Here is a 26,213-nt window from a genome sequence, read left to right on the forward strand (position 1 = left end):
CTTCCAGCGGAGACCTCATGCACTTCTCGACTCTTCCCGACGAGCGCGCCGAGCGCGCACCCGCCGCCCCGGCGATCCGCGACGACGGGGTGCAGTTGACCAACGCCGGCCTCCTGCTGCGCGTCCGGCAGGCCGCTCATGCGCTCGAAGGGCGCGGCATCGGTCCCGGCGATGTGGTCGCCGTCCTGCTGCCGAACCGCGTGGAGCTGATCCTCGTCCTGCTCGCAGCGTGGCGGCTCGGCGCCGTCGTCACGCCGATCAATCCGGTGCTCGGCGCGGCGGAGGTGGCGTACCAGGTGGCGGACGCCTCGGCCAGGATCGTCGTCGTCGAAGCCGACCGCGACGACATCGGCGTTCCGATTCTGACCCTGGACGAGATCCTCGCCGCCGCACCGGGCGAAGCGCCGCCCGCGGTGGTGGCCGCCCCGAGTGATCTGGCGCTGCTGATCTACACCAGCGGGACCACGGGCAGCCCGAAGGGCGTCATGCTCACGCACGGCAACATCGACGCGATGACCTCGTCCTTCATCGAATGGTTCGAGCTCGACGAGTCCGACCAAAGCCTCCTCGTGCTGCCGCTGTTCCACGCGAACGGCATCATCCTGGGCACGCTCTCGCCGCTGCGCGCCGGAGGGCAGGTGACGATCGCCGGCCGCTTCACGAAGGACCGGTTCTTCGCCGACGTCGAGCGCTTCCGGCCGACGTACTTCTCGGCCGTCCCGGCCATCTACGCGATGCTGAACACCCTTGCCGAGGACGTGCGTCCCGACACATCCTCGCTGCGGTTCGCCGTATGCGGCGCGGCGCCGATGCCCGCCGAAGCGATCCGCCGCTTCGAGGAGCGGTTCGGCGTCGTGCTCGTCGAGGGGTACGGGTTGTCCGAGACGACGACGGCATCGACCATCAATCCGCTGCGCGGTGCGCGCAAGCCGGGCACCGTCGGGCTGCCGCTGCCCGGTCAGCGCGTCGCCGTGGTCGACGAGGCTGGGAACCCGGTGCCGGACGGCGACCGCGGCGAAGTCGTGATCGCCGGACCTGTCATCATGGCCGGGTATCTCGGGCGACCGGACGAGACGGCGCGCTCCCTGGTCGACGGGTGGCTGCACACCGGCGACATCGGCCGGTTCGACGAGGACGGCTACCTTCAGATCGTCGACCGGATCAAGGACATGATCATCCGCGGCGGCGAGAACATCTATCCCAAGGAGATCGAGAACGCGTTCTACTCGCACCCGGACGTCCACGAGGTGGCGGTGGTCGGCGGACCGCATGAGGTCTTCGGCGAGGTCCCCGTCGCGTTCGTGGTCCTGCGCCCGGGCGCCGAGGTCCCGGCTCACGATTTGTCGCACCACCTCGTCGGCATCCTCGCACCGTTCAAGCGGCCGGCCGCCATCCACATCGTCGAGGAGATCCCGAAGAACTCGGTCGGCAAGATCGACAAGTCCGGCCTGCGCGCAGGTCTTCGAGGCACGCGGGTCTGAGGTAGACTTGATTGGTTTGTGTGCGCTTTCGTGCGCGTGCGGACGAACCGCGATCCGGAGATGCCGGGTCCGCGGGAGAGCTCCACTTCACTCGGGCTACTGAGCCGGTCGAAGTGTCGCTCGATGAGAGGACAAGGAAATGGCACCCAAGAAGAAGGTGACCGGCCTGATCAAGCTCCAGATCAAGGCCGGCGCTGCCAACCCGGCGCCGCCGATCGGGCCCGCGCTCGGTCAGCACGGCGTCAACATCATGGAGTTCTGCAAGGCGTACAACGCGGCCACCGAGGCGCAGCGCGGCAACGTCATCCCCGTCGAGATCACCGTCTACGAGGACCGCAGCTTCACGTTCATCCTCAAGACGCCGCCGGCGGCTGAGCTGATCAAGAAGGCCGCGGGCCTGGCCAAGGGCTCGCCGACCCCGCACACGACCAAGGTGGGCAAGCTCACCGCGGCGCAGGTGCGCGAGATCGCCGAGACCAAGCAGCCCGACCTGAACGCGAACGACATCGAAGCCGCTGCGAAGATCATCGCCGGCACCGCCCGTTCCATGGGCATCACGGTCGAGGGCTGAGGGGAACAACGAACATGGCTACCAAGTCCAAGGCATATCAGGCTGCCGCTGCGAAGATCGCGGCTGACACGTTCTACACCCCGACCGAGGCTGTCTCGCTCGCGAAGGAGACCGGTTCGGCGAAGTTCGACTCGACCGTCGAGGTCGCGCTGAAGCTCGCCGTCGACCCCCGCAAGGCCGACCAGATGGTGCGCGGCACCGTCATCCTGCCCCACGGCACCGGCAAGACCGCCCGCGTCATCGTGTTCGCGACCGGTCCGGCCGCCGAGGCCGCACTGGCCGCGGGTGCTGATGAGGTCGGTGGCGCCGAGCTCATCGAGAAGGTCGCCGGCGGCTACACGTCGTTCGACGCCGCCGTCTCGACCCCGGAGCTCATGGGCCAGGTCGGTCGTCTCGGAAAGGTGCTGGGCCCCCGTGGTCTGATGCCGAACCCGAAGACCGGCACCGTGACCCCCAACCCGGCCAAGGCCGTCGAGGAGATCAAGGGCGGAAAGATCGAGTTCCGCGTGGACAAGCACGCCAACGTCCACTTCGTGGTCGGCAAGGCGTCGTTCTCGGCCGAGCAGCTCGACGAGAACATCAAGGCGGCCCTCGAAGAGGTCATCCGTCTGAAGCCGTCCAGCTCCAAGGGCCGCTACATCCAGAAGGGTGCGGTGTCGACGACGTTCGGCCCCGGCATCCCGCTGGATGTCAACGCGCTCTGATCCTCGGATCATCCGAAGGGGTTCCGCCTGCGGGCGGGACCCCTTCGTCGTCTCTCCCCATATGTGATCAGGCGGTTCCGCGCACCTCGAAACCGGTGGCGCCGGTGGGCGCGGCATCCGTCACCGTCGCCGCATCCACGCGGGAGCCCGGCGGGCCCTCGGCCATCCAGGCCAGGACCTCGTCGATCTGCCCCGGTGTGCCCTCGATCTCGGCCTCGACGGTTCCGTCACCGCGATTGCGCACCCATCCGGCGACCCCGGTATCGATTGCGATCATCCGCATCGTATAGCGGTAGCCGACCCCCTGGACACCGCCGCTGACGATCACCCGCACGCGCTTCATGACACCATCGTGCCCGAGGGCAGGTGCGACGGCGAGCGGGCGATGCCAGAATCGGCCGCATGGGAACCGTCGATGACTATCTCGCCGGACTCGAGCCCGGCGACCGCGGGCCGATCGCGCGCATCTACGCGATCGCGCGTGAGGTCGTGCCGGACGCCGAACAGGGCACCGGCTACGGCATGCCCGCGCTGGTCTACCGAGGAAAGCCGCTCCTGTCGGTGAAGCGCACCGCGAAGCACATCGGGGTGTACCCGTTCAGTCCGGAGGCGGTCAGCGCCGTGGCCGCAGACGTCGCAGCGGTCGAAGCGTCGGGGCTGGACAAAGGAACGGTGCGCTTCCAGCCGCAGCATCCGCTTCCCGACGCCGTCGTACGCGCTCTGGTCACCGCCCGGAAAGACCAGATCGACCGCTGAGTCAGTGCGGAAGGACGAGTGAGATGCCCAGCGCGATCATCACCACGGCGATCACCGCGTCCAAGATGCGCCATGCGCGCGGCGTGCCGAGCCATCGGCCGAGGTGCCGCGCGCCGACGGCGAGGGAGAAGAACCACACCACGCTGCCGATCATCGCTCCGGCGGCGAACAGCCAGCGATCATCGCCGTGCGTGTTGGCGACCGTCCCCAGCAGGAAGACGGTGTCCAGGTACACGTGCGGGTTCAGCCACGTGAGCGCGAGGCACGTCAGGACCAGGGGAAGCACGCGGGTCGAGGCTCGCGCGGCGGTCGACACATGGGATGCCGCGGGGCGCCGCGCCTCGTCTGATGCGTGGAGCGCGGGAGCATCGGCGGCCGGACGTGCGCTCTCCGAGACCGCCAGACTCTCGCCCTTCGGTCGCCACGCTCGCCGGGCGGCGAGCAGTCCATAGGCGATCAGGAACGCTGCACCGGTCCACCGTACGACGTCGATGAGCCACGGGACCGCGGACAGGACGAGGCCGACTCCCGACACGCCCAGTGCGATGAGCACCGCATCTGAGACGGCGCAGATGGTCGCGATCAACAGGACGTGCTCGCGACGGATGGCCTGACGCAGCACGAACAGATTCTGGGCGCCGATGGCGATGATCAGCGACAGACCGAGGCCGAGACCGGCGAGGACGGGGGAGAGCATGCTTCCGACGGTAGGTCCGCGCTGATGATCAGTCCAGCTGATGATACTTCAGCACCATTAGAGTTGCTTACGATGAAAATTCCCGTCGAACTCGCCGAGACGCTGGCGGCAGTGCTGGACGGCGGCACGCTGGATGCCGCCGCCCGTGCGCTTCAGATCACCCCGTCAGCGGTGAGCCAGCGGATCAAGACGCTGGAGGAGCAGCTCGGCAGGGTCGTCCTGATCCGGTCCAAACCCGCACGCGCGACCGATGCCGGTGCGGCGATCGTGCGGATGGCCCGTCAGGTGGCGCTCCTCGAGCACGACACGCTGAGTGCGCTCGGAGCCGACGACGGCGGTCAGGGCGCCGGCAGACGCACCAGCGTGCCGCTCGCCGTCAACGCGGACTCGCTGGCCACCTGGTTCCTCGAGCCGCTCGCGCGGCTGTCGGCGCAGCATCCGGTCGTCTTCGAACTGCACCGCGACGATCAGGACTTCACGGCCGCGCTGCTCGAATCGGGCACGGTCATGGGCGCCGTGACCTCGCGCGCGGCTCCGGTCGCCGGGTGCCGGGTGAGCCCGCTCGGTGCCATGCGCTACGAGGCGGTCGCCACGCCCGCGTTCGCATCGCGATGGCTGGCCGACGGGGCGACGGTCGCGGAGCTCGACGTCGCGCCGCTGGTCGACTTCGACCGCCGCGACGATCTGCAGACCGAGTGGCTGCGCAGCGCCGGTGCCGACCCCTTGATGCCGCCGCGGCATCTCGTCCCCGCGTCCAACGACTTCGCGACCGCCGTGCGTCTCGGGCTCGGGTGGGCTCTCCTGCCCCGGTTCCAGTCGAGCCACGCGCTGGCATCAGGCGACCTGGTCCCGATCGGCGGCATGCACATCGACGTCCCGCTGTACTGGCAGCAGTGGAACCTGCGTTCCCCGCTCCTGGACGCGATCGCCGAAGAGATCGTCGCCGACGGCCGACGCCTGCTCGCGGTCAGTCGTCGCTGACGCGCAGGACGATCTTGCCGCGGGTGTGCCCGCGCTCGAGCTCGGTGTGTGCGGCGGCGGCGTCCTCGAGATCGAACACGCGGTCGATGTAGACCTGCACGGCACCGGAGTCCAGCAGCCGCCCCACGGTCGCCAGGGCGCTTCCGTCGGGGATGACCTTGAAACTGGTCACGCGGACCCCGGCAGCGTCGGCCGCCTCCGCGTACCCCGGCCAGGAGCCCGTGGGCACGAGCACGTACAGGCCCCCAGGTCGCAGGACCGACAACGATCGCGTGCCAGTCTCGTCGTGAACGTTGCCCACCAGGTCGATCACGACGTCGACCTCGGCACAGGCGTCCTCGAAGCGCGTCGTCTCACGATCGATCACGACGGATGCGCCGAGCTCGCGAAGCCAGGAGGCGTTGCGCTGCGAACCTGTCGCCGTCACATGCGCGCCGAAATAGGCGGCGAATTGAACGGCGAAATGGCCCACGCCACCGCTGCCGGCATGGATGAGGATGCGCTGACCCTCATGGGCGTGCGCCGTTTCGACGACCAGCCCCCACGCGGTCAGGGCGGCCAGCGGGACGCCCGCTGCCTCCACGTGTGAGAGGGACGAAGGCTTGCGCGCGACGGAGAGCGTCGGCACGACCGCGTACTCGGCGTAGGTGCCGCCGGAGCGCGGGAACGGCGCCATGCCGAAGACCTCGGTGCCGGGCTGCAGCGGGTGCGACTCGTACGGGGTCCGGATCACGATGCCGCTGAAATCGAAGCCGAGCGTCGCAGGGTAGGACGCGATCGCGCCTGATACGCCGGCACCGGATCGGGTCTTCGCGTCGATCGGGTTCACCCCCGCGGCCACGATGCGGATGAGCAGCTCGCTGAGCACCGGAGCGGGAACCGGCACGCTCTGCTCGTGCAGCACATCCACCGTGCCTGTCCGGTCGATGACGACAGCGCGCATCGTCTCTGGCGGGTCGGCCATCACGGGGACGGCGGGATCTGGAGCGGTTGCTGACCGCAGCGGCCGGAATCTCATCGGTCGCCTTTCTCGGTGCGTGTCGACGGTGGCAGCACTCGTTGCCTCGATGCGTACAGTCAACCGCGGCATTGTCTCGCCCGTGTTACGTCGATGTCACCATGCCGCTACGCCCGCGGCGACGGCTCGGGCCCCGCGGATGGCAAGCTTGAAGCATGATCAGGCACACCGTCGTCTTCTCCCTGCGTCACCCCTCCGGCAGTGCGCAGGAGGCCGCCTTCCTCGCGGAGGGACGCGATCTGCTCACCTCGATTCCCGGCGTGTACGAGTTCACCGTGCAGCGGCAGGTCAGTCCCAAGAGCGATCTGGACTTCCAGTTCGCCATGACCTTCTCGGACTCGGCAGCCTTCGCCGCGTACGACTCGCACCCGATCCACGTCGGATTCGTCCGCGACCGATGGGTTCCCGAAGTGACTGTGTTCCAGGAGTACGACTTCGAGGAATACGAAGTCGGTGGGGGTGCGGCATCCGCTGAAATCGTCTAACGGGTGAAACCGCTGGCCAGCGCCTCCGGCGACAGGGCGTGCTCGACGGCCAGCACGCTGGCACCCAGGACGCCGGCTCGCTCTGCAGTCAGCGACTGCACGATCGACAGGTGCTCGGTGGCCAACGGGGTGGAGCGCGTGTAGACGACCTCGCGGACGCCGGCGATCAGGTGCTCGCCGACCCGGGCCATCGAACCGCCGATCGCGATGACGGACGGGTTCACCAGGCTCACGCACGTGGTGAGCACCTCTCCGATGTCGCGGCCTGCCTGGCGGACCGCCTGAATCGCCTCGATGTTGCCGCGCTTGACCAGGTCGATCACGTCACCGCCGGTGTGTGCATCGACGCCCTGCTCGCGCAGACCGCGGGCGATGGCCGGACCCGATGCGAGCGCCTCGAGGCAGCCCCGGTTGCCGCAGGTGCACGGTACATTCGCCCCGCGCGCGACCTGCACGTGGCCGAGATCTCCGGCCACGCCCTGCGCACCGCGCTGGAGAGCGCCGCCCGAGATCAGCCCGGCCCCGATGCCGGTCGCGATCTTGACGAACATGAGGTGTTCGACGGCCGGCCATGCCACGGCGCGCTCGCCGAGCGCCATGATGTTCACGTCGTTGTCGACGAGGACCGGCACATCCAGGTGCTGGTGCATCCACAACGGGATGTCGAACCGATCCCACCCCGGCATGATCGGCGGATTGACCGGCTGCCCCGTGGAGTGCTCGACGGGTCCGGGAACGCCGATGCCGATGGCGGCGACGTGGGTCTGGTCGCGGCCCACCCGCTCCAGCAGCATGGTGGCGCCCTCGACGAGCCAGGTGAGGACGGGCACGGGCCCGAGTGCGACATCCAGCGGCTCGGAGTGCTCGGCGAGGATCCCGCCGGTGAGATCCGTGATCGCCACGGTGGCGTGCGAGGCTCCGATGTCAGCGGCGATCACGACCTTGGCTGCGGGGTTGAGCGCGAACTGCGAGGGCGGACGGCCTCCGGTGGACACCGCGTCGGCGACGGGGGTGATCAGGCCCATGCGCATCAGCTCGTCGACCCGTGCGGCGATCGTGGAGCGGGCGAGCCCGGTCGACTTCGCAAGCTCCGCTCGCGTCCGCGGAACGCCGTCGCGCAGCAGCTGGAAGAGCTGGCTGACGCCGCTGGTGACAGTCTGCGAATCCAAGGACATCGAAGGAGATTCTCCTACGTCGCGCGGCCGGTCGGCTTGGCGAACCGCTGCTGCAGCAGCACGGCGATCACGATGATGACGCCCTTGACGACCGCCTGCACCGATGAGGACAGGTTGTTCTGCACGAAGACGTTGGTCAGGGTCGCGAAGATCAGCACACCGAACACGGTGCCGGTGATCGTGCCGCGCCCGCCGACGAGCAGCGTGCCGCCGACGACCACCGCCGCGATCGCATCCAGCTCGTACAGCTGCCCGTTCGTCGAGCTGCCCGCAGTCGTTCGGCCGAGGATCATGACGGCGGCGATTCCGGCGGAGAGTCCGGCCAGGGCGTACAGCCACATCGTGTGGCGGCGCACGTTGATGCCGGCCAGGCGCGCGGCTTCGCGGTTGCCGCCGATGGCGACCGTCCGCCGCCCGAAGGTGGTGCGGTTCAGCAGCACCCATCCCGCCGCAGCGACGATCGCGAAGATCCAGATGAGGATGTCCACGCCGATGAAGTCGAGGTTCATGAACTCGATGAATGCGCGGTCGCCGACCTGCAGCGTGCGTCGTTCGGCGAGGATCTCGGCGAGGCCGCGTGCGGCCACCAGCATGGCCAGGGTCGCCATGAAGGCGACAACTTTCCCGTACGCGATCACCACGCCGTTGATCAGGCCGGCACCCAGGCCCACGGCAAGGGCGATGATCACCATCACGATCCAGTGCAGCTGATCGGCGAGGTCCTGCACGGCGGCGAGCGCCGCGACGACGGAGGCAAGTCCCATGACGGAGCCGACGGAGAGGTCGATGCCGCCGGCGATGATGACGAGCGTCATCCCGATGCTGATGACGCCGATGATGGATGCCTGACGCAGGATCGTCAGGATGTTGCTGACGCTCAGGAAGGTGTCCGATGCGGTGACGGCGCCGACGATCACGAGGATCAGGAGGGCGACCACCAGCCCCAGGTTCCTGCCGACCGAGCCGGACATGAACCGCTGGAAGCCGGACCTGCCGGCCTCGGCGGGGGCTGTGGTCGCGTCGACGGTGACGGCCTGGGACGGAGTCTGGTCGCTCACGCGGCAGTTCCTTTCATGACGAGGTCGAGCACGCCGTGCTCGTCGATCTGGGCGGCGGGGAGGGTCTGGAGGATCCGGCCGTCGGAGACGACGAGCACGGTGTCTGCGAGACCCAGGACCTCTTCGATCTCGCTGGAGACGATGACGACCGCGTTGCCCGCCGCGGCGAGGCGACGGATGAGCGCGTAGATCTCGGCGCGCGCGCCGACGTCGACGCCGCGGGTCGGCTCATCGAGCAGCAGCACGCGGGTGCCGTGGACGAGCCACCGCGCCAGCAGGATCTTCTGCTGGTTCCCGCCGGAGAGGGTGATGGCGGCGCGATCCGGGTCGGCGGGACGCAGCTCGAGCGCGTCGATCTGCTCTCGGGTGACTTTCCGCTCCGCGCGTTCGTCGAGGAACCCGGCTCGGGCGAATCGCGACACGGACGAGAGCGTGACGTTCACGTAGATCGGCTCGTCGAGGATCAGCCCCTGGCTCTTGCGCTCCTCGGGCGAGAGGCCGATGCCCGCGCGCACGGCGTCGACGACCGAACCGCGGCGGAGCGCGGATCCCGCGATCTTCACCGTTCCGGCCGTCGCCTTGCGGGCGCCGTACACCGTCTCGAGGATCTCGGATCGTCCGGAACCGACCAGGCCGGCGAGACCGACGACTTCGCCCGCGCGCACCGAGAACGACACGTCCTCGAAGACACCCGCCAATGCGAGACCGTCCACCTCGAGCACCGTCGGTGATTCGGCGGGCACCGGTACGGCCGGCGGGAAGACGTTCGCGACGTCTCGGCCGGTCATGAGCCGGATGAGCTCAGCGGTGGGCGTGTCGGCGCCGGGCAGCCCGACGGCGGTGGAACGGCCGTCCTTGAGAACGGTGATGCGATCGCCGATCTGGCGGATCTCCTCGAGGCGGTGCGTGATGTAGACCACGGCGATTCCGGCTCCGGTGAGTTGGTGGACGACGTGGAAGAGGTTCTTGACCTCTTCGCTGTCCAGGACCGCGGACGGCTCGTCCATGATGATGAGCTTGATGTCGTGGGACAGCGCGCGCGCCATGCTCACGATCTGCTTGTTCGCGGCGCTGAGCTGGCCGACATCGGCGTTGGGCGAAAGGTTCGGGTGTCCCAGTCGAGCTAGGATCTCGCGTGTTCGACGGGCCGCCTCCGAGCGCCGGGTGAACCCGCCGCGTGCGATCTCGTGGCCGAGGAAGATGTTCTCGGCGATCGTGAGGCCGTCCACAACATCGAGCTCCTGGTACATGGTGGCGATGCCGAGCTCGATGGCCGCTTCGGGTGTCGGGATCTCGACGTCCTCGCCCTGCCAGGTGATCTCGCCCTCGTCGGGGCGGTGCACGCCGGCCAGGACCTTGATCAACGTGGACTTGCCGGCACCGTTCTGGCCGAGGACGCAGTGCACCTCACCGGGAAGGACTTCCAGATCGACACCGCGGAGGGCGCGGACGCCGGCGAACGCCTTGGTGACGCCGCGCATCCGCAGTAATGCCGGGGAATGGTCATCTTTGATCACGCGCCGAACATAACACGACGGTGCGATGTTCGCAGGCACCCGTTATGCGAACGAAAGGTCGGTCGGCCGAGGTGGGATGCCGCGCAGCATCCGCTCTCCGCGTGAAGATAACGCTTTGGACACTTACGCCGATTCGAAAACAAAAGATGACACATCGAATAGCACTTCTGTTACGTTGATCCTCGTCAGCGTGGACGATCGATGAGCAGCACTTCCTCTCGATGCAGCCCGTTGGCGCCGCTGCATCACATTCAAGGAGGAGGAAACTATGCGCTCACATCTGAAGGCGCGCACGCGACTGGTTCTGACCGGGACCGCGGTTCTGGCAGCCATCGGACTTCTGGCCGGGTGCACCGGCTCTGGGGCCGACGAGGGAAGCGTCGTCGACCAGGGCACCAGTGACGAGGAGAACGTCGCCTCCGGTGAGACGGTCGTCATCGGATTCTCCGGACCTGCGGCCGACCACGGCTGGCTCGGTGCGATCAACTCCGGCGCCATCGCGGCCGCCGAGAGCTTCGACGATGTCGAATTGAAGGTCGCCGAGGGCACGAACGACCCGATCGCCCAGATCGCCGCCGTCGAGACGTTCATCAACGAGGGTGTGGACGCCATCGTGCTGCTGCCGACCGACGGAGCCGCGCTGACGGAGATCGCCATCCAGGCGATGGAGGCGGGGATCCCCGTGATCAACGTCGACCGTGAATTCTCGAGCCCCTTCGCCGCGCGCACCACGGTGCTCGGCGACAACTACGGCATGGGCGTCAGCGCCGGCACCTACATCTGCGAGCAGCTCGGCGACACGCCCGACGCGGTCGTCGCCGAGATCGCCGGCATCGACTCGCTCCCGCTGACGCAGGATCGCTCGCAGGGCTTCGCCGACGCCCTCGAGGACTGCGGACTGGATGTCACCGCACGCGTCGCAGCCGACTTCACCGTCGCCGGCGGCGAGGCGGCTGCATCGCAGCTCCTTGCGGCCAACCCGAAGATCGACGCGCTGTGGAACCACGACGACGACCAGGGCATCGGTGTCCTCGCGGCCATCGCCGCTGCGGGGCGCGACGAGTTCTTCATGATGGGCGGCGCCGGTAGCCGCAGCGCGATGGAGGCCATCCAGGCCGACGACTCGGTGCTGAAGGCGACGGTCATCTACCCGTCGACCCAGGCTGCCGACGGGGTCGCGCTGGCCCGCCTCATCGCCCAGGGCAAGACGATGAGCGATCTCATCACGCCGACCATCCCGAACCGCATCGTGCTGGACGCGCCCGTCGTCACGAAGGAGAACGTCGACCAGTACATCGACCTCTCGTTCGAGTAGGCAGCACACAGGTCGGGGCGCCCGCCGGCACAGGCGGGCGCCCCGACCCATCCCTCCAGGAAGGACACCGCGTTGAGCGAAAAGCTTCGCGTCGCCATGATCGGTCACGGTTTCATGGGCGCCGCGCACTCCCAGGGCTGGCGCGTCGCGCCGCGCTTCTTCGATCTGCCCCTCGAGCCGGCGATGCAGGTGCTGGTGGGCCGGTCACTCGATTCGACCGTTGCGGCGGCAGAGAAGTGGGGATGGGCGGAGACGGCGACCGACTGGCGGGCGGTCATCGCGCGCGACGACATCGACGTCATCGACATCGTGACTCCCGGCGACACGCATGCCGAGATCGCCATCGCCGCGCTGGAGGCCGGCAAGCACGTGCTGTGCGAGAAGCCGTTGGCCAACACCGTGGCGGAGGCGGAGGCGATGGCGGATGCCGCGACCCATGCAGCCACGCTGGGGAGCCGATCGATGGTCGGCTTCACCTACCGGCGGGTGCCTGCGACGACGTTCGCCCGCGATCTGGTCGCGGCGGGCCGGATCGGTGAGATCCGTCAGGTGCGCGCGGAGTATCTGCAGGACTGGCTCGCCGATGCCGAGGCGCCGCTGACGTGGCGCATGAAGAAGGAGCAGGCCGGCTCGGGTGCGCTCGGCGACATCGGCGCGCACGCGATCGACCTGGTGGAGTACATCACCGGCCAGAGCGTGGACAGCGTCTCGGGGATCATCGAGACGATCGTGAAGGAGCGGCCGGTGCTCGGTTCCGGGTCTGGCCTGTCCGGCACCGCGGGCGAGGGGCGCGGAGCGGTGACGGTCGATGACATCGCCCTGTTCTCCGGCCGGCTGAATTCCGGCGCGCTCGCATCGTTCGAGGCGACGCGCTTCCGGACGGGTCGCAAGAACGCGCTGCGGATCGAGATCTCCGGCTCGAGCGGCGCGCTCGCCTTCGACCTGGAGCGACTGAACGAACTGGAGTACTACGACGCGACCCAGGGTGCGCTGGAGCAGGGCTTCCGTCGCATCCTGGTGACCGAGCACGACCACCCCTACCTCGACGCGTGGTGGCCGACCGGCCACATGCTCGGCTACGAGCACGGCTTCAGCCACCAGGTGCGCGACTTCGTGACGGCCATCGCCGACGGCACGCAGCCGCGGCCCTCCTTCGCCGACGGATTGCACGTGCAACGCGTGCTGGACGCCGTCGAGCGGAGCTCGGCCGCCGGCAGCACATGGGTGACCACGACCGGCTGAGACCGGCATCCGATTCATGACGAAGGAAGAGGGAGCGATGGCGCGTCCGATCACTCTGTTCACCGGTCAGTGGGCCGATCTGCCGTTCGAGGAGGTCGCGCGCCTGGCCGGCGACTGGGGGTATGACGGTTTGGAGATCGCGTGCTGGGGCGACCACCTCGACGTGTCGCGCTGGGACGATGCGGAGTACGTGCAGTCGAGGCTGGACATCCTGGAGCGCAACGGGCTGAAGGTCTACACGATCTCGAACCACCTCACCGGTCAGGCGGTGTGCGATGACCCGATCGATGAGCGGCATCGCGACATCCTGTCCGACCGGGTGTGGGGCGACGGTGACCCCGAGGGCGTGCGCCGGCGCGCCGCGGAGGACATGAAGAACACGGCGCGGTTCGCCGCGAAGCTCGGCGTGAAGACGGTCGTCGGCTTCACCGGGTCGTCGATCTGGAAGGCGGTGGCGATGTTCCCGCCGGCGTCGGACGAGTTCCTCGCCCGCGGGTATCAGGACTTCGCCGACCGCTGGAACCCGATCCTGGATGTGTTCGAGGAGGTCGGGGTTCGGTTCGCGCTCGAGGTGCATCCGTCCGAGATCGCGTACGACTACTGGTCCGCGAAGGACACGCTCGAGGCGATCGGGCACCGGAAGAGCTTCGGGTTCAACCTGGACCCGTCGCATTTCGTGTGGCAGCAGCTGGACTACGTCGCGTTCGCGTTGGATTTCGCCGAGCACATCTTCCACGTGCACGTGAAGGAATCGATCACCAACCTGGACGGCCGCAACGGGGTGCTCGGGTCGCACCGGCCCTGGGCCGACCCGCGGCGCGGGTGGACGTTCGTCTCGACCGGACACGGCCAGGTGCGGTGGGAGCCGCTGTTCCGCGCGCTGAATGCGATCGGCTACACCGGACCCACCAGTGTGGAGTGGGAGGACGCCGGCATGGACCGCCTCATCGGCGCCCCCGAAGCCCTCGCCTACGTCCGCAAGCTCGCAGCGATCACGCCGCCCGACGCCGCGTTCGACGCCGCCTTCTCCACCAAGTAGCGCGTCAGCGGACAGCGCTGGTCAGCGGCGTCGCGCCGAGTGCACGGCCTGCACACGGCCGCCAGGCCGTGCACTCGCGGTCAGGCCGTGCACTCGCGGTCAGGCCGTGCACTCGCGTGCGCGCGTCAGCGGGCAGCGCTTGTCGTCGGCTCCGGCGCGACTGCGGGCGTGGTGCCGGATGAGAGCGCGTGCAGCAACTGGGTCAGATTCTGGATGTCGTCGACCGACCATTCGGCGAGGGTGTGCAGGAGCGTACGCTCCTGCGGTGTGCGAGCGGCGTCGAGTCGTTCGAGTCCGAGCGCAGTCGGGGACAGCAGGCTCGACCTGCCGTCTTCGGGGTCAGGGGTGCGCTGGATGAAACCGAGATCCTCGAGGTAGCGGACGGTCCGGCTGATCTGCCCTTTGTCCATCATCAGGCTCTCGGCGAGCGAGGACAGCGTGATGCTCTCGCGACGCACGATGGTCGTGAACACCTTGTATGCCCCTGGGAGCATGCCGGGGCTCAGCCGATCGGCGTTCTCGCCGATGATACGGCGGAATCGCGTGATCAGCTCCCCGAACTCGGCCTCGAGGGCGCGCACCGCGGTGGTGCGCGCCTCGAGGTTCTCGCTTGCCGGCATGATCCGAGCCTAACGATCCGACTCGGTGGTCTTGCGGGACTCGGCGGGTGCGGCATCCGTCGTCGGGATCGCGCCCGTCGCGCTCAGCGATTCCATCGCCTCGGGGACCGACACCGTCGCGAAGTCGGCCTCGGCGGCGTGCAGCCGCTCGCTGGTGGTCATCCTCGTCAGCGGCTTGTTCGGCAGGAAGACGATCGCGATCAGGCTGAGGATCGCGAACGGCACCGCGATCAGGAAGGAGTGCGAGATTCCCTGCGCGTAGATGTCTTCGAACACCACACGAAGCGCCTGCGGCATCGCCGAGACCTGCGGGATCGTGCCGGAAGAGAGCTGGTCGGTCCACTTCTGCGCCTCGGTGCCGAGGCTGGCCAGGGCAGCGCCCAAGTCGTCCCTGCGCTCCGCGATCAGCTCGGTGACCTTCGTGGCCAGCGCCGCGCCCATCACCGACACGCCGATGGTGCCGCCGAGGCTGCGGAAGAAGGTGACTCCGGAGCTTGCGACGCCGATCTTCGACGGTTCGGTGGTGTTCTGCACGACCAGGACCAGGTTCTGCATCGTCATGCCGACGCCGGCACCCAGCAAGAACATGTAGAGCGAAACCAGGGCGAAGTTGGTGTCGTAGTGGATCGTCGACAGCAGGAAGGAGCCGGCGATCAGGAGCACACCGCCCACGATCAGGAACGGCTTCCAGCGGCCGAACTTCGTAATGAGCGCGCCGACGCCGATGGAGGCGAGGAGGAGTCCGGCGATCATCGGGATCGTCATCACGCCGGCTTCGGTCGGCGTGGCGCCGCGGGCCAGCTGCATGAACTGACTGAGGAACACCGACGCGCCGAACATGGCGATGCCGGTGGCGATCGAGGCGATCACGGCGAGGGTGAAGGTCAGGTTGCGGAAGGTGGACAGCGGAATGAGCGGCTCCTTGACGCGCAGCTCGACGACGATGAACAGCAGCGTCGCCAGTGCGGCGCCGCCGACCATCAGCACGGTCTGCAGGCTCCACCACTCGAAGCTGTCGCCGGCCAGGCTGACCCAGATGAGCAGGGACGAGACGGCGGCCGACAGCAGGACGATGCCGAGATAGTCAATGCTCACCTTGCGCTTCGCGTGCGCAGGGACGTGCAGGGTGCGCTGAATGATGATCAGCGCGGCGATGGCGAAGGGCAGTGCGACATAGAAGTTCCAGCGCCAGCCGAGGGTGTCGGTGATCACACCGCCCAGCAGCGGTCCGCCGACGGTCGCGACGGCCATCACGGCGCCGAACAGACCCATATAGCGGCCGCGCTCGCGCGGGCTGATGATGTCGGCCATGAGCACCTGGCTGAGGGCGGCCAGGCCGCCGGCGCCGATGCCCTGCACGGCGCGGAACGCGATGAGGGTCGTGGTGTCCTGCGAGAAGCCGGCGGCGGCCGTCGCGAGGACGAAGATCACGATGGCCAGCTGGAACAGCAGCTTGCGGTTGACCAGGTCGGCGAGCTTGCCCCAGATGGGGGTCGAGATCGCGGTGGTCAGCAGCGTCGCGGTGACAACCCATGTGAAGGCGGTCTGGTCGCCGTTCAGGTCGTGGATGATGACGGGCAGCGACGTCGAGACGACGGTCGAGGCGAGCATCGAGACGAACATGCCCAGGAGCAGACCGGACAGCGCCTCGAGCACCTGACGCTGGGTCATCTTGGGCTTGACGAGATCCTCGGGCGTGGAGGAAGGAGTTGACATGGAGAACCTTCGGAACAGAGCGGATGCGATTGAGACCGGCGGCGACGGCGGCGCGAGGATGTTGACGCGGGTCAACAGTTGATCGAAGTCAACTATATGAATAACCGTTGATCCTTGTCAACAATTCCCGCGACATCAATCCAAATCGAGTTCGATCCGCGGATGCTGGGCGAAGACGTCCAGCACGATGTCGAAGTACGTCGGCCCGGCCCCCGCCTCGAGGTCGGCCAACAGCCGGGCGAAATGGTCCGTGCGGAACAGGTCGGGCCGGCGCAGCTTCTCGCGGTAGTACCCGGCTGTCGCCTGCGCGCCGAGCGCGGCGCGGCTGTGGGCGGAATGGCGCCAGCGGACGCGCACGGATTCCCCGGCCTCGAGCGCACCGAGCGTTCCGTAGCCGCCGTACAGCAGATCGTTCAGCGCGTCCAGGCTCGGCCCGAGCTGCCAGTCCTCGCCGACCATGAACACCCGGTTGATCTCGTCGTAGAACGAGTCGATGCCCTCGACCGCCGAACCGTCGATCGTGAGCGTGGTCACGGGTGACCCTGCGCCTCAGTCGGCCAGTGCCAGTGCGCGGAAGGGCTGACGTGGGGCGACGGGCGGCGGCATCCGCTGTTCGGACTGCGCAGGCCGCGCGGTCGTGCGTCGGTGAAGCTCGTCGATCAGGGCTGTCGCGAGACCGACGAGCTTGCCGATCTCGGCGTCGTCGCGATCGACCCAGGCGCACCGTGGCTCATCGCCGACCGGCACGAACGCGTCGTGCTGCTCCCACGCGACGAGGGTCCGCTCCGCGCCGAGGACGTGCTGCTGCCACCAGACCTGCCGCAGATACGACCGCGGAATGCTGCGCCACGACTTGTTGGTGGTCTTGATCTCGCACAGGATGACGCGGCCGGACGCGTCGACCACGACACCATCGGGTGTGGCGAGATGCCGCTTCTCGATGACCGCGTGGAAAAGGGCGCTCGAAGGCAGGATGCCGTGCGTCGCCGCCACCCAGCGGGCGATCTCCGGCTCGCGGACTCGGCCGTGCTGCGTGTAGGCGTTCCCGGAGAACCCCGAGCCCATCAGCTTGGCGTCGGCGGCCTTGGCGATCGCGTTCGCGGACGTCAGGGTCGCGACGTCGGTCGCGGTGATCCCGCGGGAGCGCGCCCGCACCCACGCGACGCGGTCGCGGGAGTCCGCGACGATGCGGGCGGCGAGTTCGGGGGTCACGATTCGAGGCTAACCCCGCGGCGCGACATCCCCCACCCGCGACATGCCCCGCCGGCGAGCCGCTGCCAGCGCGCGAGCGGACGGCTTCTCCGCGAGTGCACGGCACGGCGGCCGTATCGACGCCATGCTCTCGGCGGCAAGTCGCGCATTGGTGGATTCGACGGCTCCTCCCCAGGGCGAGTGGGTGGGGAGATGTCCACGAAGAGGGAAGCGCGCGGCACTGCAGGAACCCCAGCGCCGGATGCTGGGGCATGCGCCGCGTCGTCACCGTGTCAGACCTCGATCCGCTGATCCGGTCGCGGCGGATGCTCCGCGAGAGCGGCTGGACCGAACGCGCGATCGACGCCGCGCGACGCGCGGGGCGGTTGGTCGCCGTTCGCCGTGGCTGGTTCATGGATGCCGACGACGTCGCCGACCTGTGGCCCGAGGGTCGGCATCTCGCGCACGTGATCGCCGTCTCGAGAGACGCTGCGAACGGCGCGGTAGCCTCCTATGCGTCGGCCGGGGTGCTGTGGGGGTTGCCGCTGTACCGGTATCGTCCGACGCGCGTGCACCTCACGACCGAGTACCCGACGCGCGTCTCGAGCGGGCGAGATGTGCTTCGGCATCTGGAGCCGCTCCCCGACAGCGACATCGTGGTCCGGGACGGCGTCCGCTGCACGTCGCTCCAGCGGACGGTCTTCGACATGATCCGCTCGCTCGGACCCGAGGCGGCCATCGCGTGCGCCGACGCGGGCGAGCGTCGATTCGCGTTGCAGGGACGGATCTGGGACGCGGATGCCGTCGCGCACTGGCGGAGGAGCCTGCACGGTCGTGTCGATGCGGCTGCGGGCGCCCGCGGGGTGAAGCAGGCACGCCGGATCGCCGCCTTCGCCGACGGCCTGGCGCAGCTGCCGGGGGAGAGTGTGAGCCGGCTCCAGCTGGTCCGCCTGGGATTCGCGGTGCCCGAGCTGCAGGTGCCCGTCCCGAAGCCCACCGGTGGCGACTACTTCGTGGACTTCGGGTTGCGCGAGGTCCGCGCATTCGGCGAGTTCGACGGGCAGGACAAGTACCTCGACGAGGCGATGCGTCGGGGGGTGTCGCTGGAGACCGTGCTGCTCGAGGAGAAGCGCCGGGAGGACTGGATCCGAGGAACCACGCAATGGCGGTTCGCGCGGTGGGGCTCCGAGCACTGCGTCACAGCAGCCGCCCTCGCATCGAGGTTGGCTGGTTTCGGCATCCGACCTCCGTGACGCCCGCGGGTGCTGAACACTCGCGGGTGCTGAACACCCGCGAGTGCCGAACGCCCACGAGTGCACGACCTCATTGCGAGTGCACGACTTCGCACCTGCACGAAGGTCGTGCGCTCGCGGGCAAGCCGTGCACTCGCGAAACGAGGAGCGCGGGTCAGAAGCCGGCGACGCCCGCTTCGGCGACGGAGTGGTCCTGCTCGCCGGAACCGCCGCTGACGCCGACGGCGCCGACGACCTCGCCGTCGCGGGACAGCGGGATGCCGCCCGCGAAGATCGCGACCTTGCCGCCGTTGGTGTTCTGGATGCCGAAGAACTGCTGTCCCGGCTGCGAATTGTCGCCGAGATCCTTCGTGGAGATGTCGAACGCCTTCGAGGTCCACGCCTTGTTGATCGAGATGTTGACGCTGCCGATCCATGCGCCGTCTTGGCGGACGTGGGCGACGAGGTTGCCGCCGGCGTCCACGACGGCGATGTTCATCGGCTGGCCGATCTCGGTGGCCTTCTTCTCGGCGGCGGCGATGATGCGGCGGGCGTCTTCGAGCGTGATGCTGGTCATGGTCGTACTCCTCTTATCGGGGTGGGTGATGGTAGCGGGGTGGTTGGTGGTACCGGGGCGGGTGGTGGTGGTATCGGGGTGGGTGGTGGTCAGGCGGCGATGTAGCCGTTGGGGTTCAGCACATACTTCGTCGCGGCGCCCGCGTCGAACTCGGCGTAACCCTGAGGTGCCTCGTCGAGCGTGATCGCCTTGGCGTTGACGGCGTCGGCGATGTGGACCCTGTCGTGCAGGATCGCCATCATGAGCTGCCGGTTGTACCGCATGACCGGGCACTGGCCGGTGGTGAACGAGAGCGATTTCGCCCAGCCGGTGCCGAGGCTGATCGAAAGCGAGCCGACCTTCGCCGCATCGTCGACCGCGCCGGGATCGCCGGTGACGTACAGACCGGGGATGCCGATCGCACCGCCCGCGGCCGTGACGCTCATCAGCGAGTTCAGCACCGTCGCCGGCGCCTCCTTCGCGTGGGCGCCATGCCCCTCGCTGCGCGCCTCGAAACCCACGGCGTCCACCGCGGAATCCACCTCGGGCACGCCCAGGAGCTGCTCCAGCTGATCCGGCACGGATCCTGCACCGACGTTGACGGTCTCGCATCCGAAGCTGCGGGCCTGAGCCAGGCGGTCCTCGTTGAGGTCGCCGACGACCACGACGGCCGCACCGAGCAGCTGCGCGCCGGCAGCCGCGGCAAGGCCAACCGGTCCGGCGCCGGCGATGTACACCGTCGAGCCGACGCCGACCCCCGCGGTGACAGCGCCGTGGAATCCGGTCGGGAAGATGTCGGAGAGCATCGCCAGGTCGAGGATCTTCTCCAGCGCCTGGTCGCGGTCCGGGAATTTCAGCAGATTCCAGTCCGCATATGGCACCAGCACGTACTCGGCCTGTCCGCCGACCCATCCGCCCATGTCCACGTAGCCGTACGCGCTGCCCGGCCGGTCGGGATTGACGTTCAGGCAGATGCCGGTCTTGCCCTCCTTGCAGTTGCGGCAGCGGCCGCACGCGATGTTGAACGGCACCGAGACGATGTCGCCGACCTTGATGAATTCGACATCCGGCCCCGTCTCGACGACCTCACCGGTGATCTCGTGCCCGAGCACCAGTCCTTCCGGCGCGGTGGTCCGGCCGCGCACCATGTGCTGGTCCGACCCGCAGATGTTCGTCGCCACTGTGCGCAGGATCGCACCGTGCGGGATCTTCCGACCGATGTTCGCCGGATTCACGCCCGGTCCGTCGTGCAACTCGAAATCGGGGTAGTCGGTCTCGATGACCTTGACCACACCGGGTCCCTCATAGGCGACCGCCCTGTTCCCAGACATCCTCGTCCTTCCTCGCGCGACTCGTGCCGGCGCATTTCAAGCCTCCTCTTTCCGTCCGAGTCGTGCGATCCTCCCTCGGAGTCGTTGGTCCTACCCGAACGGGTAGTCCGCCGTAGGGTGTGGATATGAGCCCAGCGCAGGGTGGTGCCTTCGACGACGAACGGGTCGGCCTCGAGCGGTCGGACCTGTCGGGCACCCTGCGCGGAGTGGCCGAGGTGCTCACGGCGCCGCCGACGCTCATCCCGCAGCGTCTCTCCCTCTTCCTGACGCCGCTGATCTCCCACTCGGCCCTGGTGTACCTCGTGGCCGACGCTGCGGGAGCCCAGCGCGGCGGCGCGGGCGCGGCATCCTTCGTCGACGGAGTCTCATTCCTCGCACTGGACGAACTGCGACGGATGCTGGGACCCGGGCACACCCGTCGCGGACGGATCGCCACGATCGCCGGTGAGGTCGACACCTTCCAGGCGCTGTCGACCAACGGCGCCCTGCTGGTGCTCGCCGAGCCGGACGACTCCCAGAGCGACGCCGCCGTCCTCGAACTCTGGAACATCGTCGCGCTCCGCGTGCAGGAGTTCGCCGATGCCGCTCCGCCGGACTACCTGCAGCGGGCGCGGGCTACCTCCAGCGTGCGGATGGAGGCGCTCACGGAGCTGGCCGACGAATACTCCACGACGCTGGAATCGCTCCTGGCCGCCTTGCGTTCTGCCACCCTCGACGACCGCTCGGCCCGCCGGACCGCCACCCAGCTCGCCGCAGAGGGCATGGTCCATCTGCGGACGGCGAGCGACCGGGTGCGCACCTTCACCGAGGAACCGGTCACCACGGCGTTCGAGCGTCTGCGCGATGACCTGCGCCCGCTCGTGCGCTATCGCGACATCGACGTCCAGTTCGTGGAGCCGCCGATCGACGGACGGGCTCTGCCGAGCGAGATCGCCCACGGAGCACGCGCGGTCGTGCGGGGCTCCATCCTGGCGCTAGTGGATCGCCACGACGTCAGCCGCGTCCGCGTGCAGTGGGACTGCGACGGCACCAACCTCCTGATCAACGTGCGCGACGACGGACCGGGGGACCTCTCCGAGGAGAGCGTGCAGCTGCGACTGGTCCGCCAGCGCGTGGTCGCCCTGAACGGACGGCTGTCCTTCGAGGCGACCCCCGGCTGGGGGACGGAGATGTCGGTGGTGATGCCGCTCGACCCGCCCACGGCGCTCGGCGCCACCCCTGCCGCGTGGGATCTGCGACCTCGCGAGGCGGAGGTGCTGGGCCTGCTGATCGCCGGCCAGCGCAACCGCGAGATCGCGGCGAACCTCGGAATCAGCGAGAACACCGTGAAGTTCCACGTGGCGAAGATCTTCCGCAAGCTGGGGGTGTCCGGTCGAGCCGAGGCGACCGCGGTCGTGCTGGCGCATGGACCGGCCGTCCCGCGCGACTGAGCCCGATTTGCCGCACCCTCCGGCATCCGGTAACCTGGAACCCAGCCAAAGACCGCCGGTCATCGTCGTGCGCGCAAGCGAACGAAGATCGAAGCTCTGCAGTGCAGGGGCCCGCGCAGGTGTACGAACCGAATCTCTCCTGAGAATCCTGCTCCGTGCGCTTGCGCCGGAGCTTTTTTCATTGCGGGGCGGGATCAGATGAGCGGATGCCTCTGGCCGGCGCCCCGCCATCGTGGAGCGTCTCGTACACACAAGGAGTGGCCATGGCGCAGAAGGACGCATCGGTTGCCGAACTCACGAAGAACTTCGAGGGCTCGACCGCCGTTCTGCTGACCGAGTACCGCGGGCTGACGGTCGCCGAGCTCAAAGAGCTTCGCAACAGCATTCGTCAGGACGCGGAATACGCCGTGGTGAAGAACACGCTGACCAAGATCGCCGCGAACAACGCGGGTATCTCGTCGCTGGACGAGGACCTCAAGGGTCCCTCGGCCATCGCGTTCGTGCACGGTGACCCGGTCACCGTCGCGAAGGGTCTTCGCGCCTTCGCCAAGGCACACCCTCTTCTGGTGATCAAGGGCGGCTACTTCGACGGTGCCCCCCTGACCGCAGATGAGGTCAACAAGCTCGCTGACCTCGAGAGCCGTGAAGTCCTGCTGGCGAAGCTCGCCGGTGCGATGAAGGCCTCGCTGTTCGGCGCCGCATATCTGTTCAACGCTCCGCTGTCGAAGGCCGTTCGCACGGTCGACGCGCTGCGTGAGAAGCAGGAGTCCGCGGCCTGATCGGTCTCGGCTGAACAACCAACCCAAGGAGATACATCATGGCAAAGCTCAGCACTGAGGAGCTGCTCGAGGCGTTCAAGGAGCTCACGCTCATCGAGCTGTCCGAGTTCGTGAAGAAGTTCGAGGAGACCTTCGAGGTCACCGCCGCGGCGCCCGTCGCCGTTGCCGGCCCGGCTGCCGCCGGTGGCGCCCCCGCCGAAGAGGTCGAGGAGCAGTCGGCGTTCGACGTCGTGCTCGAGGCCGCCGGTGAGAAGAAGATCCAGGTCATCAAGGTCGTCCGCGAGCTCACCTCGCTCGGACTCGGCGAGGCCAAGGCCGTCGTCGACGGTGCACCGAAGGCTGTGCTCGAGGGCGCAACCAAGGAGGCCGCTGACAAGGCGAAGGCCGCTCTCGAAGAGGCCGGCGCGACCGTCACCCTCAAGTAGTCATCGCGCCTCGGCGCAACGACTCCTGCGAATGCCCCCGGATGCCGCATCCGGGGGCATTCGTGCGTCTACATCACGTGATCGATGCCCGGCCGGGGGTCCGACTGCATCACCGAGTGGCGGTCATCGACCGGCCCGGTCGAGGCGCGCACGATCAGTCGTGCGGTCGATGCGACCTGCGTCGGTCCGGATGCCGGGTCATCCAGCTGCGCCTCCAGGAGTGCCACCGCGGCCCGGCCCTGCTCACGGGGGATCTGCCGCAACGTGGTGAGGGCGAACATCTCGGCGTACTCGTGATCGTCGATGCCGACCACACTGAGGTCGCTCGGCACGCGGATCCCGAGCCGGCGCGCGGCGATGATGGCGCCGATCGCCACCTCGTCGCAGACGGCGACGATCGCGGTCGGACGCGTGGGCGAGGCCCCCAGCAGGTCGACGGCCGCCGCGTAGCCGCCGGGCAGCGTCACCTCCGAGGGGATGTGGGATGCCAGCTCCGTCAGCCCCGCCTCCGCCATCGCACTCCGGTAGCCGGTCAGCCGCCGACGGTCCACGCTCGCCCAGCGGCTGCTTCCACCGCCGACGAAGGCGATCTGCCGATGCCCGAGGGCGATCAGATGCTGCGTCGCCCGTCGCGCTGCGTCGTCGTCGTCGATGCCGATCACTGTGGTGGCCGGGCCCGAACCGACGACGCTGACCACGGGTCGGCCGATCCGCAGCAACTGTTCGAGCTCGTGGTCCTCGGGCTCGAGCCCGACAGCGATGAGTCCGTCGAACCTCTTCCGCGCCAGGAAGTCCTCGAAGATGCGGCGGCGCGCCTCTGTGCCCGGGCTGGCGTCGTACAGGGTCAGGTCCAGGCCACGCTCCAGCAGCGCCGATTGCACGCCCTCGAGGACTTCGGCGAAGAACCAGCGGTGCAGGTAGGGGATGACCACGCCGACGTTGCGAGTGCGCCCGGTGACCAGGCTCGCCGCATTGGTGGAGGGCACATACCCGAGGGACGCGGCGACCTTCTGCACCTTTGCGCGGGTCTTCTCCGACACGTACCCGCTGCCGCTCAGGGCCCGACTGGCGGTGGACTTGGACACACCCGCGAGGCGCGCCACGTCCGAGATTCCGCTCATCGAGGCTCCTTCGCTCCAGCGAGCTGGGAGCACCGCCGGTGCTCCCAGTGCCCACTCCCGGCGCCCAGAGTGGAACCGATTCCAGGTTGAGCCGCCGCATGTGGGGTTGCGTGAATTCCGAGCCTAGACCCTAGTGCCTGCACCGATGGTAGAGGCCGAATGCAGGGGTTATCGAGTTGTGACACTGGGAGATTGTGCCGCCGAGCAGTGTCGCCTACGGTGAACATGGAATCGGTTCCCGATCAATTCACATGGATGGGGCCGTGGCAGGCACAGCGCTCGGCGCTCAATGAGGAGGCATACATGTACGGAATGCGTTCACCGGTCCATCGCCGGATCGCAGCGGTCATCGGGGTTGCGGCGATCGCGAGTCTCACCCTGGTCGGTTGCGCCGAGGGCGGCAGTGACGACGGCGGCGATTCGGGCTCGGTCGAAGGCGAAACCGTCAGCATCTCGGGCGGCATCACCGGCATCGAAGCCGAGAACATGCAGAAGTCGTTCGACCAGTTCACCGAGGACACCGGCATCATCGTCGAGTACACCGGCGACAAGGCTTTCGAGGGCAACATCGTCACGAAGGTCCAGGGCGGCGACGCACCCGACATCGCGATCGTGCCCCAGCCGGGTCTGCTGAAGACGCTCGTCGGCACCGGCGAGGTCAAGGAGGCGCCCGAGGGTGTCGTGGCGAACGTCGACGAGAACTGGTCGCCGGACTGGAAGGCCTACGGAACCGTCGACGACGTGTTCTATGCCGCGCCGATGCTCGCGAACATCAAGGGCTACGTCTGGTATTCACCGGCATCGTTCGCGGAGTGGGGCGTCGAGATTCCCAAGACCTATGACGAACTGCTCGATCTGACCAAGACGATCCAGGAGAAGACCGGTTCTGCACCGTGGTGCGCGGGCTTCGAGTCCGAGGCTGCATCGGGATGGCCGGGCACCGACTGGATCGAGGACCTCGTCCTCCGCCAATCCGGACCTGAGGTCTACGACCAGTGGGTCGCCGATGAGGTCAAGTTCACCGACCCGCAGATCGCGGACGCGTTCGACGCGGTGGGCGAGATCCTGCTCAACCCCGACTACGTCAACGCGAGCTTCGGCGACGTGGCGAGCATCAACTCGACGGCATTCGCGAACGTCGCGGCGCCGGTCGCCAACGGCACCTGCGCGCTGACGCACCAGGCATCCTTCCTCTCAGCCAACTTCCTGGACACGACCAACGCGGCCGGTGAGGTTCCGACAGTCGCCCCCGACGGCGACGTCTACGCGTTCGTGCTCCCGGGCTTCGAAGAGGGCGCGGCCACCATCGAGGTCGGTGGCGAGTTCGTCACCGCATTCTCGGACGACGCGGCAACGGTCGCGGTGCTCGAGTACATGTCCACTCCCGAGTGGGCAGACGCCCGCGTCAGCCTCGGTGGCAACATCTCGGCCAACCTGAACGCCGACCCGAGCCTCGCCTCCAGCGAGTTCCTCACCGAGGCGATGACGCTGCTGCAGGACCCGAACACCACGGTCCGCTTCGACGCGTCCGACCTGATGCCCTCGACGGTCGGCGCCGGTTCGTTCTGGAAGGGCATGGTCGACTGGATCGACGGCAAGGACCAGGCCACGGTCCTCAGCGACATCCAGGCCGGCTACGACAACTAGCACCACCTCGAGTACCGGCGAGCCGTCCGCTTCCGCGGGCGGCTCGCCGGTCCCGAATCACCTCTCGCACCGCGCCTGCCGGCGCGATTCCGTCCACTACTTCAGTCCGAAGATGTACTCGAAGGG

27 protein-coding genes are annotated in these 26,213 nt (G+C 68.2%); 14 read left to right on the plus strand and 13 right to left on the minus strand.

Annotated features, from left to right (window positions below; genetic code table 11):
- Positions 1–17 precede the first annotated feature (17 nt).
- The 3 genes from BLT19_RS07460 to rplA all read left to right on the plus strand — a co-directional run bounded on the left by BLT19_RS07460 (position 18) and on the right by rplA (position 2,756).
- Complete coding sequence (locus tag BLT19_RS07460; protein ID WP_091488279.1) at positions 18–1,481, plus strand: class I adenylate-forming enzyme family protein; 1,464 nt, start codon at positions 18–20, stop codon at positions 1,479–1,481.
- Between the two features lie 139 nt (positions 1,482–1,620).
- A complete protein-coding gene (gene rplK, locus BLT19_RS07465; protein WP_091488282.1) occupies positions 1,621–2,052 on the plus strand; it encodes a 50S ribosomal protein L11 in 432 nt (143 codons plus the stop codon).
- 14 nt (positions 2,053–2,066) lie between these two features.
- Positions 2,067–2,756 (plus strand): 50S ribosomal protein L1, encoded by a 690-nt coding sequence (gene rplA / locus BLT19_RS07470; protein WP_091488284.1) that lies wholly within the window; start codon positions 2,067–2,069, stop codon positions 2,754–2,756.
- A gap of 67 nt (positions 2,757–2,823) precedes the next feature.
- On the opposite strand, the gene BLT19_RS07475 is transcribed toward rplA, so the two are convergent.
- The gene (locus BLT19_RS07475) at positions 2,824–3,099 is read right to left on the minus strand and encodes an acylphosphatase (protein WP_091488287.1); all 276 of its coding nucleotides are present in this window, start codon (positions 3,097–3,099) and stop codon (positions 2,824–2,826) included.
- Positions 3,100–3,158: 59 nt separating this feature from the next.
- Between BLT19_RS07475 and BLT19_RS07480 the strand changes: the two genes are divergently transcribed.
- Positions 3,159–3,512 (plus strand): iron chaperone, encoded by a 354-nt coding sequence (locus BLT19_RS07480; protein ID WP_091488289.1) that lies wholly within the window; start codon positions 3,159–3,161, stop codon positions 3,510–3,512.
- 1 nt (position 3,513) lies between these two features.
- On the opposite strand, the gene BLT19_RS07485 is transcribed toward BLT19_RS07480, so the two are convergent.
- A complete protein-coding gene (locus BLT19_RS07485) occupies positions 3,514–4,209 on the minus strand; it encodes a LysE/ArgO family amino acid transporter (RefSeq protein ID WP_091488291.1) in 696 nt (231 codons plus the stop codon).
- Positions 4,210–4,281: 72 nt separating this feature from the next.
- On the opposite strand from BLT19_RS07485, the gene BLT19_RS07490 reads away from it, so the two are divergent.
- A complete protein-coding gene (locus BLT19_RS07490) occupies positions 4,282–5,190 on the plus strand; it encodes a LysR family transcriptional regulator ArgP (protein WP_091488294.1) in 909 nt (302 codons plus the stop codon).
- On the opposite strand, the gene BLT19_RS07495 is transcribed toward BLT19_RS07490, so the two are convergent.
- Positions 5,177–6,208, minus strand: coding sequence for an NADP-dependent oxidoreductase (locus BLT19_RS07495; protein WP_091488298.1), 1,032 nt, complete (start codon positions 6,206–6,208; stop codon positions 5,177–5,179). The genes BLT19_RS07490 and BLT19_RS07495 overlap by 14 nt on opposite strands.
- 155 nt (positions 6,209–6,363) lie before the next feature.
- Here BLT19_RS07495 and BLT19_RS07500 point away from each other — a divergent pair, with 155 nt between their 5' ends.
- Positions 6,364–6,693, plus strand: a complete 330-nt coding sequence (locus BLT19_RS07500) for a Dabb family protein (RefSeq protein WP_091488301.1) — start codon at positions 6,364–6,366, stop codon at positions 6,691–6,693.
- Here the strand turns inward: BLT19_RS07500 and BLT19_RS07505 are convergent.
- Genes BLT19_RS07505 through BLT19_RS07515 form a run of 3 tightly spaced genes read right to left on the minus strand, consistent with a single transcriptional unit; the run spans position 6,690 to position 10,407 of the window.
- Positions 6,690–7,868, minus strand: coding sequence for an ROK family transcriptional regulator (locus tag BLT19_RS07505; protein ID WP_091488304.1), 1,179 nt, complete (start codon positions 7,866–7,868; stop codon positions 6,690–6,692). The genes BLT19_RS07500 and BLT19_RS07505 overlap by 4 nt on opposite strands.
- 14 nt (positions 7,869–7,882) lie before the next feature.
- Complete coding sequence (locus BLT19_RS07510) at positions 7,883–8,926, minus strand: ABC transporter permease (RefSeq protein WP_091488306.1); 1,044 nt, start codon at positions 8,924–8,926, stop codon at positions 7,883–7,885.
- Positions 8,923–10,407: a sugar ABC transporter ATP-binding protein gene (locus tag BLT19_RS07515; RefSeq protein WP_091488309.1), complete on the minus strand. Its 1,485-nt coding sequence runs from the start codon at positions 10,405–10,407 to the stop codon at positions 8,923–8,925. Before BLT19_RS07515 ends, BLT19_RS07510 begins: the two co-directional genes overlap by 4 nt.
- A 304-nt stretch (positions 10,408–10,711) precedes the next feature.
- On the opposite strand from BLT19_RS07515, the gene BLT19_RS07520 reads away from it, so the two are divergent.
- The 3 genes from BLT19_RS07520 to BLT19_RS07530 all read left to right on the plus strand — a co-directional run bounded on the left by BLT19_RS07520 (position 10,712) and on the right by BLT19_RS07530 (position 14,039).
- Positions 10,712–11,758, plus strand: coding sequence for a substrate-binding domain-containing protein (locus BLT19_RS07520; protein WP_091488312.1), 1,047 nt, complete (start codon positions 10,712–10,714; stop codon positions 11,756–11,758).
- A 96-nt stretch (positions 11,759–11,854) separates the two neighbouring features.
- Positions 11,855–13,000, plus strand: a complete 1,146-nt coding sequence (locus BLT19_RS07525; RefSeq protein WP_091488314.1) for a Gfo/Idh/MocA family protein — start codon at positions 11,855–11,857, stop codon at positions 12,998–13,000.
- A 37-nt stretch (positions 13,001–13,037) separates the two neighbouring features.
- Entirely contained in the window at positions 13,038–14,039 is a 1,002-nt protein-coding gene (locus tag BLT19_RS07530) for a sugar phosphate isomerase/epimerase family protein (protein WP_091488317.1), read from the plus strand.
- 125 nt (positions 14,040–14,164) lie between these two features.
- Here BLT19_RS07530 and BLT19_RS07535 read toward each other — a convergent pair whose 3' ends face one another.
- From BLT19_RS07535 to BLT19_RS07550, 4 genes are all read right to left on the minus strand, one after another.
- On the minus strand, positions 14,165–14,659 hold the full coding sequence (locus BLT19_RS07535; RefSeq protein WP_172825604.1) for a MarR family winged helix-turn-helix transcriptional regulator: 495 nt from the start codon (positions 14,657–14,659) through the stop codon (positions 14,165–14,167).
- A 9-nt stretch (positions 14,660–14,668) separates the two neighbouring features.
- Positions 14,669–16,375: an MFS transporter gene (locus BLT19_RS07540; RefSeq protein ID WP_231917842.1), complete on the minus strand. Its 1,707-nt coding sequence runs from the start codon at positions 16,373–16,375 to the stop codon at positions 14,669–14,671.
- Positions 16,376–16,510: 135 nt separating this feature from the next.
- Positions 16,511–16,909 carry a barstar family protein gene (locus BLT19_RS07545; protein WP_091488325.1) on the minus strand — a complete coding sequence of 133 codons (399 nt, stop codon included), beginning with the start codon at positions 16,907–16,909 and terminating at the stop codon, positions 16,511–16,513.
- A gap of 15 nt (positions 16,910–16,924) precedes the next feature.
- The gene (locus BLT19_RS07550) at positions 16,925–17,587 is read right to left on the minus strand and encodes a YqaJ viral recombinase family protein (protein WP_091488328.1); all 663 of its coding nucleotides are present in this window, start codon (positions 17,585–17,587) and stop codon (positions 16,925–16,927) included.
- Between the two features lie 251 nt (positions 17,588–17,838).
- Between BLT19_RS07550 and BLT19_RS07555 the strand changes: the two genes are divergently transcribed.
- Positions 17,839–18,819 (plus strand): hypothetical protein, encoded by a 981-nt coding sequence (locus tag BLT19_RS07555; protein ID WP_091488330.1) that lies wholly within the window; start codon positions 17,839–17,841, stop codon positions 18,817–18,819.
- A gap of 154 nt (positions 18,820–18,973) precedes the next feature.
- On the opposite strand, the gene BLT19_RS07560 is transcribed toward BLT19_RS07555, so the two are convergent.
- Together BLT19_RS07560 and fdhA are read right to left on the minus strand one after the other, a co-directional pair.
- Positions 18,974–19,375 carry a GlcG/HbpS family heme-binding protein gene (locus BLT19_RS07560; RefSeq protein WP_091488333.1) on the minus strand — a complete coding sequence of 134 codons (402 nt, stop codon included), beginning with the start codon at positions 19,373–19,375 and terminating at the stop codon, positions 18,974–18,976.
- An 89-nt stretch (positions 19,376–19,464) separates the two neighbouring features.
- Positions 19,465–20,685 (minus strand): formaldehyde dehydrogenase, glutathione-independent, encoded by a 1,221-nt coding sequence (gene fdhA / locus BLT19_RS07565; protein ID WP_091488335.1) that lies wholly within the window; start codon positions 20,683–20,685, stop codon positions 19,465–19,467.
- Between the two features lie 125 nt (positions 20,686–20,810).
- On the opposite strand from fdhA, the gene BLT19_RS07570 reads away from it, so the two are divergent.
- The 3 genes from BLT19_RS07570 (at position 20,811) to rplL (ending at position 23,319) form a co-directional block, all read left to right on the plus strand.
- On the plus strand, positions 20,811–22,115 hold the full coding sequence (locus tag BLT19_RS07570; protein WP_091488337.1) for a helix-turn-helix transcriptional regulator: 1,305 nt from the start codon (positions 20,811–20,813) through the stop codon (positions 22,113–22,115).
- A gap of 263 nt (positions 22,116–22,378) precedes the next feature.
- A complete protein-coding gene (gene rplJ / locus BLT19_RS07575; RefSeq protein WP_091488339.1) occupies positions 22,379–22,894 on the plus strand; it encodes a 50S ribosomal protein L10 in 516 nt (171 codons plus the stop codon).
- A gap of 38 nt (positions 22,895–22,932) precedes the next feature.
- Complete coding sequence (gene rplL, locus BLT19_RS07580; RefSeq protein WP_091488342.1) at positions 22,933–23,319, plus strand: 50S ribosomal protein L7/L12; 387 nt, start codon at positions 22,933–22,935, stop codon at positions 23,317–23,319.
- A gap of 68 nt (positions 23,320–23,387) precedes the next feature.
- On the opposite strand, the gene BLT19_RS07585 is transcribed toward rplL, so the two are convergent.
- Positions 23,388–24,440, minus strand: coding sequence for a LacI family DNA-binding transcriptional regulator (locus BLT19_RS07585; protein ID WP_091488344.1), 1,053 nt, complete (start codon positions 24,438–24,440; stop codon positions 23,388–23,390).
- Positions 24,441–24,752: 312 nt separating this feature from the next.
- On the opposite strand from BLT19_RS07585, the gene BLT19_RS07590 reads away from it, so the two are divergent.
- Positions 24,753–26,087: an ABC transporter substrate-binding protein gene (locus BLT19_RS07590; protein WP_407939830.1), complete on the plus strand. Its 1,335-nt coding sequence runs from the start codon at positions 24,753–24,755 to the stop codon at positions 26,085–26,087.
- The last annotated feature ends 126 nt before the right edge of the window (positions 26,088–26,213 follow it).

This window comes from Microbacterium pygmaeum (assembly GCF_900100885.1).
In the GTDB taxonomy this organism is placed as follows: domain Bacteria; phylum Actinomycetota; class Actinomycetes; order Actinomycetales; family Microbacteriaceae; genus Microbacterium; species Microbacterium pygmaeum.